Origin of the sequence: Streptomyces sp. CCM_MD2014 (genome assembly GCF_000772045.1) — a bacterium.
Lineage (GTDB): Bacteria > Actinomycetota > Actinomycetes > Streptomycetales > Streptomycetaceae > Streptomyces > Streptomyces salinarius.
In genome coordinates this window covers 3,421,813-3,434,185 of sequence record NZ_CP009754.1, presented here as the reverse complement: position 1 = coordinate 3,434,185, position 12,373 = coordinate 3,421,813, and the positions used below count along the sequence as shown (strand labels likewise).

At 73.2% G+C, this 12,373-nt stretch carries 13 protein-coding genes and 1 riboswitch; of the genes, 9 read left to right on the top strand and 4 right to left on the bottom strand.

Annotated features, from left to right (window positions below):
• Positions 1-48: 48 nt before the first annotated feature.
• The 3 genes from NI25_RS14860 (at position 49) to NI25_RS14850 (ending at position 3,245) form a co-directional block, all read left to right on the top strand.
• Entirely contained in the window at positions 49-426 is a 378-nt protein-coding gene (locus tag NI25_RS14860; protein ID WP_061442928.1) for a hypothetical protein, read from the top strand.
• A gap of 8 nt (positions 427-434) precedes the next feature.
• Positions 435-1,619, top strand: coding sequence for a glutathionylspermidine synthase family protein (locus tag NI25_RS14855; protein WP_061442927.1), 1,185 nt, complete (start codon positions 435-437; stop codon positions 1,617-1,619).
• A 61-nt stretch (positions 1,620-1,680) separates the two neighbouring features.
• A riboswitch (ZMP/ZTP riboswitch) is annotated at positions 1,681-1,769 on the top strand.
• Between the two features lie 30 nt (positions 1,770-1,799).
• Positions 1,800-3,245 (top strand): glycine hydroxymethyltransferase, encoded by a 1,446-nt coding sequence (locus NI25_RS14850; RefSeq protein ID WP_061446926.1) that lies wholly within the window; start codon positions 1,800-1,802, stop codon positions 3,243-3,245.
• 13 nt (positions 3,246-3,258) lie between these two features.
• Here NI25_RS14850 and NI25_RS14845 read toward each other — a convergent pair whose 3' ends face one another.
• Positions 3,259-3,921 carry a hypothetical protein gene (locus NI25_RS14845; protein WP_061442926.1) on the bottom strand — a complete coding sequence of 221 codons (663 nt, stop codon included), beginning with the start codon at positions 3,919-3,921 and terminating at the stop codon, positions 3,259-3,261.
• Positions 3,922-4,026: 105 nt separating this feature from the next.
• On the opposite strand from NI25_RS14845, the gene trpS reads away from it, so the two are divergent.
• Together trpS and NI25_RS14835 are read left to right on the top strand one after the other, a co-directional pair.
• Positions 4,027-5,046, top strand: a complete 1,020-nt coding sequence (gene trpS, locus NI25_RS14840) for a tryptophan--tRNA ligase (protein ID WP_107072059.1) — start codon at positions 4,027-4,029, stop codon at positions 5,044-5,046.
• Positions 5,047-5,234: 188 nt separating this feature from the next.
• Positions 5,235-5,813 (top strand): 2'-5' RNA ligase family protein, encoded by a 579-nt coding sequence (locus tag NI25_RS14835; protein WP_061442925.1) that lies wholly within the window; start codon positions 5,235-5,237, stop codon positions 5,811-5,813.
• A gap of 92 nt (positions 5,814-5,905) precedes the next feature.
• Here the strand turns inward: NI25_RS14835 and NI25_RS14830 are convergent, their stop codons facing one another.
• Positions 5,906-6,661: a decaprenylphospho-beta-D-erythro-pentofuranosid-2-ulose 2-reductase gene (locus NI25_RS14830; protein WP_061442924.1), complete on the bottom strand. Its 756-nt coding sequence runs from the start codon at positions 6,659-6,661 to the stop codon at positions 5,906-5,908.
• A gap of 34 nt (positions 6,662-6,695) precedes the next feature.
• The gene (locus NI25_RS14825) at positions 6,696-8,087 is read right to left on the bottom strand and encodes an FAD-binding oxidoreductase (RefSeq protein WP_061442923.1); all 1,392 of its coding nucleotides are present in this window, start codon (positions 8,085-8,087) and stop codon (positions 6,696-6,698) included.
• A gap of 142 nt (positions 8,088-8,229) precedes the next feature.
• On the opposite strand from NI25_RS14825, the gene NI25_RS14820 reads away from it, so the two are divergent.
• The 4 genes from NI25_RS14820 to NI25_RS14805 are packed head-to-tail and all read left to right on the top strand — an operon-like array spanning position 8,230 to position 11,109.
• The gene (locus NI25_RS14820) at positions 8,230-8,736 is read left to right on the top strand and encodes a phosphatase PAP2 family protein (protein WP_061442922.1); all 507 of its coding nucleotides are present in this window, start codon (positions 8,230-8,232) and stop codon (positions 8,734-8,736) included.
• Positions 8,733-9,698, top strand: a complete 966-nt coding sequence (locus tag NI25_RS14815; RefSeq protein ID WP_061442921.1) for a decaprenyl-phosphate phosphoribosyltransferase — start codon at positions 8,733-8,735, stop codon at positions 9,696-9,698. Before NI25_RS14820 ends, NI25_RS14815 begins: the two co-directional genes overlap by 4 nt.
• Positions 9,692-10,165, top strand: coding sequence for a GtrA family protein (locus tag NI25_RS14810; protein WP_061442920.1), 474 nt, complete (start codon positions 9,692-9,694; stop codon positions 10,163-10,165). The genes NI25_RS14815 and NI25_RS14810 overlap by 7 nt, the downstream gene beginning before the upstream one ends.
• Positions 10,153-11,109: a YihY/virulence factor BrkB family protein gene (locus NI25_RS14805; RefSeq protein WP_233520730.1), complete on the top strand. Its 957-nt coding sequence runs from the start codon at positions 10,153-10,155 to the stop codon at positions 11,107-11,109. The genes NI25_RS14810 and NI25_RS14805 overlap by 13 nt, the downstream gene beginning before the upstream one ends.
• Here the strand turns inward: NI25_RS14805 and NI25_RS14800 are convergent.
• Complete coding sequence (locus tag NI25_RS14800) at positions 11,057-12,343, bottom strand: D-alanyl-D-alanine carboxypeptidase family protein (protein ID WP_061442918.1); 1,287 nt, start codon at positions 12,341-12,343, stop codon at positions 11,057-11,059. The two genes, NI25_RS14805 and NI25_RS14800, sit on opposite strands and share 53 nt — an antisense overlap.
• Positions 12,344-12,373: the final 30 nt, after the last annotated feature.

Sequence of the window (12,373 nt, the reverse complement as noted above, 5' to 3'; positions counted from 1 at the left end):
AACTGACGTACGGAAAGCAGAAGAACGCACAACGGGGGAGTTGCGGACATGGCGGAGACCCGGCGACGGCTGCGGTCGAGCACCGTGGTGCTCGGCGGCATGGGAGTGCTCGCGGCGGCCCTCAGTGCCTGCGGTTCGGACCCGGACCGCCGCTGCGTGGACCGCGACAGCTACGACTACCTCAACGGCTACAAGGTCGTCGCCGACAAGAACTGCAAGTCGGGCTCCTCCGGCAGCGGTTCGTCCGGCGGTTCGTACGGCAAGGGCGGCCAGAAGACGGGCTCGTCGAAGTCCGTGGGCGACGCCGACTGGTACTACGACGCCGACGTCAGCAACGGCTGGGCCGACTACGGCACCTTCAGCCGGTCCGAGGCCGTCGACCGGGGCGGCTTCGGCTGCTCCGGCTCCGGCAGCGGCGGCGGCTGAGCCCGGCCGTGGAACGCCGCACCACCGACCCCCGCCCCGGCTGGCAGCAGACCGTCGAGGAACAGGGGCTGATCTACCCCCTGACCCGCTACCCCGACGGTTCCCTGCGCCCCTACTGGGACGAGAGCGCCTACTACGTCTTCTCCCTGCCCGAGGTCGAGGCGCTGGAGGAGGTCGTCGAGGAACTGCACCGCATGTGCCTGGCGGCCGCCGAGCACATCGTCACCGCGGACCGCTTCGCCGACCTCGGCATCACCGACCCGCGCGTCGTCCGCGCCGTGACCGAGGCCTGGCACCGCCGTGCCGAACTCCCCTCCGTCTACGCCCGCTTCGACCTGCGCTACGACGGCACCGGCCCCGCCAAGCTCCTGGAGTACAACGCGGACACCCCGACCTCCCTCGTCGAGGCGGCGTCCCCGCAGTGGTTCTGGATGGAGGAGCGCTTCCCCGGCGCCGACCAGTGGAACAGCCTCCACGAGCGTCTCGTCGACGCCTGGCGGAAGCAGGCCGCGCTGCTGCCGCCCGGCAACCCCCTGTACTTCGCGCACTCCTCGGACGACGAACTCGGCGAGGACCTGATGACGGTCGCCTACCTCAAGGAGACCGCCGAGCAGGCCGGCCTGGAGACCGACTGGATCTCCATGGAGGAGATCGGCTGGGACCGCCTCTCCGGCCGCTTCGTCGACAACAGGCTGCGCTTCATCCGCAGCCTCTTCAAGCTCTACCCCTGGGAGTGGCTCACCACCGACCGCTTCGCCGGCCACGTCCTGGACACCCTCGACAACGGCGGCGGCACCGGCAGCACCCTGTGGATCGAGCCCGCTTGGAAGATGCTGCTCAGCAACAAGGCCCTGCTGGCCGTCCTCTGGGAGCTGTATCCCGGCCACCCGAACCTCCTCCCCGCCTTCCTGGACGGCCCGCGCGACCTCGCCACGACCACGGGCTGGGTCGCCAAGCCCCTCCTCGGCCGGGAGGGCGCCGGCGTCACGGTCCACGAACCGGGCTCCGACCCGGCCCCCCGCCCCGAACCCTGCTGCTACCAGGAACTGGCCCCGTTGCCCGACTTCGACGGCAACCGCGTCGTCCTGGGCGCCTGGGTGGTGGAGAACGAGTCGGCGGGCCTGGGCATCAGGGAGTCGTCGGGCCTGGTCACGGACGAGTACGCCCGCTTCCTGCCGCACGTGATCCTCTGAGGACGGACCCTTCCGCATCACGGACACCCACGGCACGTCCCCACCCCACCCGGTAACCTGGCCCGCGGGCCGTGACTGGCGCGCAGGGATGGGTCCAACCATCGGGGAGCGGCCCGACGAGAACACGTGCCGTGCGCCTGGGCCGACCTGAACGCTGCCTGCAACGTCCGGAGGACCCCCGTGCCCGCAGAGATCTCCCCCGAGTCCACCGCCTACCGAGCCGCGCTGGACGTCATCCGAACCGTCGAGCCCCGCGTCGCGGACGCCATCGGCCAGGAGGTCGCCGACCAGCGCGAGATGCTGAAGCTGATCGCCTCGGAGAACTACGCCTCCCCGGCCACCCTCCTCGCGATGGGCAACTGGTTCAGCGACAAGTACGCCGAGGGCACCGTCGGCCGCCGCTTCTACGCCGGCTGCCGCAACGTCGACACCGTCGAGTCCCTCGCCGCCGAGCACGCCCGCGAGCTGTTCGGCGCCCGCCACGCCTACGTCCAGCCGCACTCGGGCATCGACGCCAACCTGGTCGCCTTCTGGGCCGTCCTCGGCGCCCGCGTCGAGGTGCCCTTCCTGGAGCAGGCCGGTGCCCGCCAGGTCAACGACCTGACCGACGCCGACTGGGCCGAGCTGCGCCGGGCCTTCGGCAACCAGCGGATGCTCGGCATGTCCCTGGACGCCGGCGGCCACCTCACCCACGGCTTCCGGCCGAACATCTCGGGGAAGATGTTCGACCAGCGCTCCTACGGCACCGACCCCGCCACCGGCCTGATCGACTACGAGGCCCTGCGCGCCTCCGCCCGCGAGTTCAAGCCGCTGATCATCGTCGCGGGCTACTCCGCGTACCCCCGGCTGGTGAACTTCCGGATCATGCGCGAGATCGCCGACGAGGTCGGCGCGACCCTCATGGTGGACATGGCGCACTTCGCGGGCCTCGTGGCGGGCAAGGTGCTCACCGGCGACTTCGACCCGGTCCCGCACGCCCAGATCGTGACGACCACCACCCACAAGTCGCTGCGCGGCCCGCGCGGCGGCATGGTCCTGTGCGACGACTCCCTCAAGGACCAGGTCGACCGCGGCTGCCCGATGGTCCTCGGCGGCCCGCTCCCGCACGTCATGGCCGCCAAGGCCGTCGCCCTCGCCGAGGCCCGGCAGCCCGCCTTCCAGGACTACGCCCGGCGCATCGTCGACAACGCCCGCGCGCTCGCCGAGGGCCTGACGAGGCGCGGCGCCACCCTGGTGACCGGCGGCACGGACAACCACCTCAACCTGATCGACGTGGCGTCCTCCTACGGCCTCACCGGCCGCCAGGCCGAGGCCGCCCTGCTCGACTCCGGCATCGTCACCAACCGCAACGCCATCCCGGCCGACCCGAACGGCGCCTGGTACACCTCGGGCATCCGCATCGGCACCCCGGCCCTGACCACGCGCGGTCTGGGCACCGCCGAGATGGACGAGGTCGCGGGCCTGATCGACCGCGTCCTCACCACCACCGAGCCCGGCACCACCAAGTCCGGCGCCCCCTCCAAGGCCTCCCACGTCCTCGACGCGAAGGTCGCCGACGAGATCGCGCAGCGCGCGACCGACCTGGTGGCAGGCTTCCCGCTGTACCCGGAGATCGACCTCGGCTGACGGCCGTCGGGCTCTAGAGGTCGATCAGCTCCTGACGAGGCTCCCCGCGCGGCGGGCCGGCACGGTACCGGCCCGCCGCGCGGCGTATCAGCAGCGTCCCCGCGGCCCCCGCCCCGAGCCCGGCAGCGGCGGCCCACCACACCGCGTGCCGCCCGCCGTCGTCCCCCTCGGCGCCCGTGCCGCCCGCCGCGAAGAAGCCCTCGTCGGCCATCAGCTCGTAGGCGCGCCGCGGCGCGCGGTGCCAGCGGATGTCGTCGTCGGTCAGGTCCGGCGCCGGGTCCGAGCGCACCCACGGGGTGCCGTCCTCGGCCAGGAAGAACTGGTCCTGACGCAGCATCGCCACGTCGCCGCCCGGTGCCCGCCGGGTCTGCGGCCAGCCCCCGACGCCGGTCAGCCCCCACATCACCGTGAACCGCACCGGGGGCCGCCGGTCCTCCGTCCAGGCCTCCGGGACCCGCTCGGTGCCCGTGCGGACCGGGTCGAGCAGCCACCGCAGCCGGTCGAAGCCGGACTCGCCCGCGTGCCAGGACGCGGTCCGCCCGGTGTCCGCCCAGACGACCACGGCCACGTCCGGCTCGTCGACGGCGCGGCCCCCGTCCGCCGCTGCCGCCCCCGTCGGACCCGCCCACCACACCGCCGCAGCCGCCGCCACCGCGCGCACCCACCGTCGTCGCACAGGACCCCCTCCCGCCCGCTCCCCCCTTGTTACACCCCCGGGAACGGAATGGAGCCCCCCTGTGCCGAACCAGTGCCCGACCGCCCCGCCGAGCCTGAGAGAATGGTGAGCATGGCCAACGAACGTCCCCGCGTGCTCTCCGGTATCCAGCCGACCTCCGGCTCGTTCCACCTCGGCAACTACCTCGGCGCCGTCCGCCAGTGGGTCGACATGCAGGACACCCACGACGCGTTCTACATGGTCGTCGACCTGCACGCGATCACGGTCCCGCAGGACCCGAAGGAACTGCGGCAGAACACCCGCGTCGCCGCCGCCCAGCTCCTGGCGGCCGGTCTCGACCCGGACCGCTGCACCCTGTTCGTGCAGAGCCACGTCCCCGAGCACGCCCAGCTCGGCTGGCTGATGAACTGCATCACCGGTTTCGGCGAGGCGTCCCGGATGACGCAGTTCAAGGACAAGTCCGCCAAGCAGGGCAACGACCGCACCACCGTCGGCCTGTTCACCTACCCGATGCTGATGGTCGCCGACATCCTGCTCTACCAGGCCGACCAGGTCCCCGTCGGCGAGGACCAGCGCCAGCACCTGGAGCTGACCCGCGACCTCGCGGACCGCTTCAACCAGACCTACGGCGACGCCTTCACCGTCCCGAGCGCCTACATCCTCAAGGAGACGGCGAAGATCTACGACCTTCAGGACCCGACCGCCAAGATGAGCAAGTCGGCGGCCACCCCGAAGGGCCTGATCAACCTCCTCGACGAGCCGAAGGCCACCGCGAAGAAGGTGAAGAGCGCGGTCACCGACACCGACACCGTCGTCCGCTTCGACCGCGAGACCAAGCCCGGCGTCAGCAACCTGCTGACGATCTACTCCACCCTCACCGGCGCCGAGATCGCCGAGCTGGAACGCAAGTACGAGGGCAAGGGCTACGGCGCGCTGAAGACGGACCTCGCCGACGTCGTCGTGGAGTTCGTCACGCCCTTCCGCGAGCGCACCCAGCAGTACCTGGACGACCCGGAGACGCTGGACGCGATCCTCGCCAAGGGCGCGGAGAAGGCCAGGGCCGTCGCCGCGGAGACCCTCGCCCGGGCGTACGACGCGGTGGGCTTCCTGCCCGCCAAGCACTGACCCGCGCCGCCGCCCGCCGCACCGCCCGCGACCTCGCCCGGGGCGCCCGACCGGGCACCGTCCGTGCGCCCCGGCATGCCGCCGTAGCGCTGCACATCACTCCGGTTGCGCCTGCCCAGGGCACGGCCGTGGCCGTACAGTCGATATCCGGGTGTCCGGCCGAAGGACACACAACGACAGGAGACGAAGTGGGGACCGTAACGATCGGCGTGTCGATCGCGGTCCCGGAGCCTCACGGCAGCAAGCTCCAGCAGCTGCGCGCGGGCTTCGGCGACGCCGCTGCTCACGGCATCCCCACGCACGTCACCCTGCTGCCGCCGACCGAGGTCGACGGCGCCGCGCTGCCCGCGATCGAGGCGCACCTCGCGGAGGTGGCGGCCCGCGGCCGGCCCTTCCCGATGCGGCTGTCCGGCACCGGGACCTTCCGCCCCCTCTCGCCCGTCGTCTACGTCCAGGTGGTCGAGGGCGCCGCGGCCTGTTCCTGGCTGCAGAAGCGGGTGCGGGACGCCTCCGGCCCGGTCCCGCGCGAACTGCAGTTCCCGTACCACCCGCACGTCACCGTCGCGCACGGGATCGACGAGGCGGCGATGGACCGCGCCTACGAGGAGCTGTCCGACTACGAGGCCCAGTGGCCCTGCACCGGCTTCGCGCTGTACGAGCAGGGCGCCGACGCGGTGTGGCGCAAGCTGCGCGAGTTCCCCTTCGGCAGCGCCACCGTGCCCCCGCAGGCCGGCCGCGTGGAGACCGGCTCCCTGCCGAGCCGGTAGCCGGTAGGGCCGGGTCCCCGCCTCAATCCGGCAGCCGGGAAGGGCCGGGTCCCCGCCTCACACCGGTGGCCGGGAAGGGCCGGGGCCGCGCCTCACACGGGCAGCCGCCGGAACACCGACCGCGGCAGGTGCCGCACCGCCGACATCACCATCCGCAGCGCCCCCGGCACCCACACCGTCTCCGAGCGCCGCCGCAGCCCCAGCTCGATCGCCGTGGCCACCGCCTCCGGCGTCGTGGCGAGCGGCGCCTCCTCCATCCCCTCGGTCATCCGCGACCGCACGAACCCGGGGCGTACGACCATGACGTGCACGCCGGTGCCGTGCAGCGCGTCGCCCAGGCCCTGCGCGAAGGCGTCCAGGCCGGCCTTGCTGGAGCCGTAGATGAAGTTGGCGCGGCGGGCCCGCTCCCCGGCGACGGAGGAGAGCACCACCAGCGAGCCGTGCCCCTGCGCCTGCAGCGAACGGGCGGCGACCAGCCCCGCCGAGACCGCGCCCGTGTAGTTGGTCTGCGCGACCCGTACGGCGTTCAGCGGCTCGCGCTCGTCGTGCGCCTGGTCGCCCAGGATGCCGAAGGCCAGCAGCACCAGGTCGATGTCGCCCTCGGCGAACACCTTGCCGAGCGCCGCCTCGTGGGACTCGGGGTCCAGGGCGTCGAAGGCGACGGTGCGCACCTCGGCGCCGAGGCCCCGCAGCTGCTCGGCGGCCGCGTCCAGGGCGGGGGAGGGGCGCCCGGCCAGCCACACCGTGCGGGTGCGGCGGGCCACCAGGCGGCGCGCGGTGGCGAGCGCGATCTCGGACGTACCGCCGAGGACGAGGAGGGACTGGGGGAGGCCGAAGGCGTCCTTCACGGCTGCTCCAGACAGGTCGGTGGGGGCAGGGGCGTCACAGCGCGAGGCGGCGGGCCAGGTCGGAGACGAACACCCCGCGCGGGTCCAGCTCCGCGCGCAGGGCGCGGAAGTCGTCCAGGCGGGGGTACATCGCGGCGAGCATCTCCGGCCGCAGCCGGGAGTCCTTGGCGAGGTAGACCCGGCCGCCCGCCCGCGCGACCTCCTCGTCCAGCTCGTCCAGGAAGGCCCCGAGCCCCGGCAGTCCCGCCGGGATGTCCAGCGCGAGGGTCCAGCCGGGCACGGGGAAGGAGAGCCAGCCCGGGTCGGCCGCGCCGAAGCGCTTGAGGACGGCCAGGAACGACGGGCAGCGGCGCGCGGAGATGCGCCGCACGATCGAGCGCAGCGCCTCCTCCCGGCCGTGCCCGACGACGAACTGGTACTGCACGAAGCCGCCCCGGCCGTAGACCCGGTTCCAGTGCGGGACGCCGTCCAGCGGGTGGAAGAAGGTGGAGATCCGCTGGAGCCGGCCCCGGCTCACCCGGGGGGCCTTGCGGTACCAGAGCTCGTTGAACAGGCCCACCGTCGTCCGGCTGAGCAGCCCGCCCGGCAGGAAGTCGGGGGTGGCGGGCAGGCGCGAGGTGCGGAAGGCCAGCGGCTCGCGCCGGGCGCGCGAGCGGGCGGGCACCGCGTCCAGCGGTGCGTGGTCGCCGCGGGTGAGCACCGCGCGCCCGGTCGCCCGGCCGCGCGCGAGGAGGTCGATCCAGGCGACCGAGTAGCGGTAGCGGTGGTCGGTGGCGGTCAGCCGGGCCATCAGGTCGTCCAGGTCGCCGGCCCGCTCGGTGTCCACGGACATCAGCGCCGTCTCGACCGGCTGGAGCCGCAGCGTCGCGGTGAGGATCACCCCGGTCAGCCCCATGCCGCCCGCGGTCGCGTCGAACAGCGGCGTGCCCGGGGCGACGGTGCGGACCCGGCCGTCGGCGGTGAGCAGTTCCAGGGAGAGCACGTGCCGCGTGAAGGACCCCGACACGTGGTGGTTCTTGCCGTGGATGTCCGCGCCGATCGCCCCGCCCACCGTCACGTAGCGGGTGCCGGGCGTCACCGGCACGAACCAGCCCAGCGGCAGCAGGACCTCCATCAGCCGGTGCAGCGAGACCCCCGCGTCGCACAGCACGGTGCCGCCGGCGACGTCGACGGCGTGCACGCGGTCCAGGGCCGTCATGTCGAGCACGGCACCCCCCGCGTTCTGCGCCGCGTCCCCGTACGCCCGTCCCAGCCCCCGCGCGATGCCGCCGCGCACCCCGCAGTCCCGGACGGCGACGGCGGCCTCCTCGTACGTCCGCGGACGTACGACGAGCGCACCGGTGGGCGCCGTACGGCCCCAGCCGGTAACGGTGTCCCAGTCGGCGTCGGGGCCCCGGTCGGTGTCGCGAACGGTGTCGGCAGACATGGCGGTGACCGTATCGCCCCGCCCGTCCCTGAGTGAATGATTAGTTCCAAAACATTCTGAGCATCCCTGAAACGGGTGATTAATGGTATGTCGCCCCGGCGTGCCCGACTTCCCGTGCCGCGGGCGTGGACAGTGAGTCCACATGGACGACCTCGACGACATGGACCACCGGATCGTCACCGTGCTCAGGGCCTGCGGCACCGACCCGCGCGTCGCGGGCGCGGCGCGCGCCCTGTCCTGGGCGGGGGAGCACGGCGCGCTGTGGCTCGCGGCCGGCCTCGCCGCGGCCGCCGTGGACGCGCCCCGGCGCACCGCATGGCTGCGCGGCACCGCGCTCACCGCCGGCGCCCACGTCGTCAGCATGGGCGTCAAGCGGGTCGTACGCCGCCCCCGCCCCGCCCACGTCGTCCCCCTGGTGCGCACCGCGGGCCGGCACTCCTTCCCCAGCTCCCACGCCACCTCGGCCGCCGCGGCCGCCGTCGTCTTCGGGGCGCTCGGGGTGCGGGCCGTCTGGCCGCTCGCCGCCGCCGTGTGCGCCTCCCGGCTGGTCGTCGGCGTCCACTACCCCTCCGACGTCGCGGCGGGCGCCGCCCTGGGCGCGCTCACGGCCCGCCTCGGCGCGGACTGGATGCGCGGAGGCACCCGTTGACCGACACGGCCGTCACCGACACCGCCGTCCTGCGCCAGCGCCCCCCGGAACAGGAGCGGGAACCCGTACCGCCCCGCGCGGGAGGTGTCCTCGCCGGGCTGCTGCGCACCGCCCGCCCCCGGCAGTGGATCAAGAACGTCCTGGTCGCCGCCGCCCCGGCCGCCGCCGGCGAGCTGTTCTCCGTCCCCGCCCTCGGCCGGCTCGCGCTGGTCTTCGTCCTGTTCACCGCCTGCGCCGCCGCCGTCTACCTCGTCAACGACGCCCGCGACGCCGAGGCCGACCGCGCCCACCCCGTCAAACGGCACCGCCCCGTCGCCGCCGGACAGGTCCCCGTCCCGCTCGCCTACGCCGTCGGCGGCGTCCTCGGCGTCCTCGCGCCCGTCGCCGCCGCCTGGCTGTGCCCCCCGCCCGTCGCGGGTCTGCTCACCGCCTACCTGGTGATGCAACTGGCGTACTGCGTCAGCCTCAAGCACGTCCTGGTCGTCGACCTCGCCGTCGTCACCACCGGCTTCCTGATGCGGGCCATGATCGGCGGACTCGCGCTCGGCATCCCGCTGTCGCGGTGGTTCCTCATCACCACCGGCTTCGGCGCCCTGTTCATGGTCGCCGCCAAGCGCTATTCCGAAGCCGTGCAGATGGCGGGAAAGGAGGGCGCCACGCGCGCGTTGCTCACCGAGTACACCACCGGCTACCTCCGCTTCGTCTGGCAGCTCGCCGCCGGCGTCGCCGTCCTCGGCTACTGCCTGTGGGCCATGGAGGAGGGCGGCGTCCCGCACACCAGCGTGCTGCCCTGGCGCCAGCTCTCCATGATCGCCTTCGTCCTCGCCGTCCTGCGCTACGCCGTCTTCGCCGACCGCGGCACCGCGGGCGAACCCGAGGACGTCGTCCTGCGCGACCGCGCCCTCGCGCTGATCGGCGTGGTCTGGCTCGCGATGTACGGCCTGGCGGTGGCCAATTGGTAGCCGGCCGGCGCGAACTGCTGGGCTTCGCCTCGGCCGGGCTGCTCGCCTACGCCGTCGACCTCGCCCTCTTCACCTGCCTGCGCGGCCCGGCCGGCCTCGACCCGCTCACCGCCAAGGCGCTCTCCTTCGTCGCCGGCTGCTCCGTCGCCTACGCGGGCAACGCGCTGGGCACCTACCGCCACCTCCACCGCCCCCGGGGCCTGCGCCCCTGCGCGGTGTTCTTCGCCGTGAACGCCGCCGGTGCCGCCGTACAGCTGCTCTGCCTGGCCGTCAGCCACTACGGCCTCGGCCTCACCTCGCAACGCGCCGACACGGTCTCCGGCGCCGGGGTCGGCATGGCCCTGGGCACGATCCTGCGCTTCTGGGGCACGAGAACACTGGTCTTCCGGCCCGGCGACGCGCCGGAAGGCCGGACGAGATCATGGAACGGGACGAGCGGGGGCAGGGTCGGATCATGGACTGGCTGAAGAAGCTCCCCGTCGTGGGCCCCTGGATCGCGCGCCTGATGATCACGCACGCGTGGCGCTCGTACGAACGCCTCGACCGGGTGAAGTGGTCCCGGCTGGCCGCCGCCATGACGTTCACCAGCTTCGTCGCGCTCTTCCCGCTGCTGAGCCTCGCCGCCGCCGTCGCCGCCGCCACGCTGAGCAAGGAGCAGCAGGACAAGCTCCAGGACACGCTCGCCGAGCAGATCCCGGGCATCTCCGACCAGCTGAACATCCAGGGCCTCGTCGACAACGCCGGCACCGTCGGCGTGATCTCCGCACTCCTGCTGCTGTTCACCGGCATGGGCTGGATCGAGGCCACCCGGGGCTGCCTGCGGGCCGTCTGGGAACTGCCCGACGAGGAGGAGAACCCGATCCTGCACCGGGCCAAGGACGCGGGTGTCCTCGTCGGTCTCGGCGGGGCGCTGCTGATCACCGTCGGCATCTCCACCGTCGCCTCGGCGCTGGTCGGCTGGATCATCCGCACCATCGGCCTCGCCCAGGGCGGTGTCGGCGGCGTCCTGCTCTACGTCGCCGCCTTCGCCGTCGCCGTCCTCGCCGACTTCCTCCTGCTGCTGTACGTCCTGACCCTGCTCCCCGGCGTCCAGCCCGCCCGCCGCCGCCTGGTGGTGGCGGCGCTGATCGGCGCGGTCGGCTTCGAACTGCTCAAGCTGCTGCTCAGCGGCTACATCCAGGGTGTCGCCGCGAAGAGCATGTACGGCGCCTTCGGCGTGCCCGTCGCGCTGCTGCTGTGGATCAACTTCACCGCCAAGCTGGTGCTGTTCTGCGCCGCCTGGACGGCGACGGGCAGCAAGGAGCAGGAGCTGGGCGGGGAGGGCGCCGGAAACGACGGCGGCACCGGCGGTCCGGACGTCAAGGACGGGTCCGGCGGCGGACCAGGTCCGGCAGCGGCCACTTCCGGTTGATCAGGAACGCGCCGCCCGCGAGCAGCACCAGCACCCCGGCGGCGATGCCGGCCGCGACCCCGACCCCGCCGGAGCCGTCCGCGACCGGGGCACCCGCCACCGGCTCCGTGCCTCCCGCACCCTTCCCGGTACCGCCGGCCTCACCGGAGGCCTCCGCCGACGGGCTCGCCTGAGCGGCGCTCCTCGGGGCCACCAGCTGCCCCACCGGACGCACCTTGCCGGCCGCCTTGAACCCCCAGTCGAACAGGCGGGCGGTCTCCTTGTAGACCTCGTTGTGCTCGTCCTTCGCCGGGTTCATCACGGTGACGAGCAGCACCCGGCCGTCGCGCTCGGCCACGCCCGTGAAGGTGGCGCCCGCGTTGGTGGTGTTGCCGTTCTTCACGCCGGCGATGCCCGGGTAGACGTCGACGTCGTAGTCGCCGGCCAGGAGCCGGTTGGTGTTCTGGATCTCGAAGGGCTTGCGGGTCGTCTTGCCCTTCTTGTCCTTCTTCGTCTCGCCCGGGAACTTCGCCCGGACGGTCGAGGCGTACTCGCGGAAGTCCTTCTTCTGCAGCCCCGAACGCGCGAACAGCGTCAGGTCGTAGGCCGAGGAGACCTGCCCCGGCATGTCGTAGCCGTCGGGGCTGACCGCGTGCGTGTCGAGCGCCTGCAGCTCCTCGGCGTGCGCGTTCATGTCCGCCACGGTCTTCTCGACGCCGCCGTTCATGGCGGACAGCACGTGCACCGCGTCGTTGCCGGAGCGCAGGAAGACCCCGAGCCACAGGTCGTGGACGGTGTAGGTCTCCTCCTCCTTGACGCCGACCAGGCTGGACCCGGAGCCGATGCCCGCGAGGTCGGACACCTCCACCTTGTGCTTCGTGGTCTTCGGCCACTTCGGCAGCAGCGTGTCGGCGAACAGCATCTTCAGGGTGCTCGCCGGGGCCAGCCGCCAGTGCGCGTTGTGCGCGGCCAGCACGTCGCCCGACTCCGCGTCCGCCACGATCCACGACCGGGCGGTGACGTCCTTCGGCAGTACGGGCGCCCCGCCGGCCAGCTCCACCTGCGTCACGGGCTTCCCGAGCCGCGCGCCGCCGACCGTCGACATCGACGCCGGCGGAGTGGCCGACGGGCTCGCCGACGGACTCGCCGACGGGCTCGGGGCGGCGAGCGCGGCGGGGGAGAGGAGGGCGAGAGCGGTCAGGGCGGCGGAGGTGACCGTCAGGGATCGCCTGAGGGCCTTCTTGGGAGCGGGCACGAGCGGAAACGTACCCCCAGTGATCGCGTC

Excerpts from the sequence above, each read along its gene's own strand:
- NI25_RS14825 (WP_061442923.1), bottom strand. The coding sequence starts at position 8,087 with ATGTCTGCCGACACCGTTCGCGACACCGACCGGGGCCCCGACGCCGAC.
- NI25_RS14860 (WP_061442928.1), top strand. The coding sequence starts at position 49 with ATGGCGGAGACCCGGCGACGGCTGCGGTCGAGCACCGTGGTGCTCGGC.
- NI25_RS14820 (WP_061442922.1), top strand. The coding sequence starts at position 8,230 with ATGGACGACCTCGACGACATGGACCACCGGATCGTCACCGTGCTCAGG.
- NI25_RS14805 (WP_233520730.1), top strand. The coding sequence starts at position 10,153 with ATGGACTGGCTGAAGAAGCTCCCCGTCGTGGGCCCCTGGATCGCGCGC.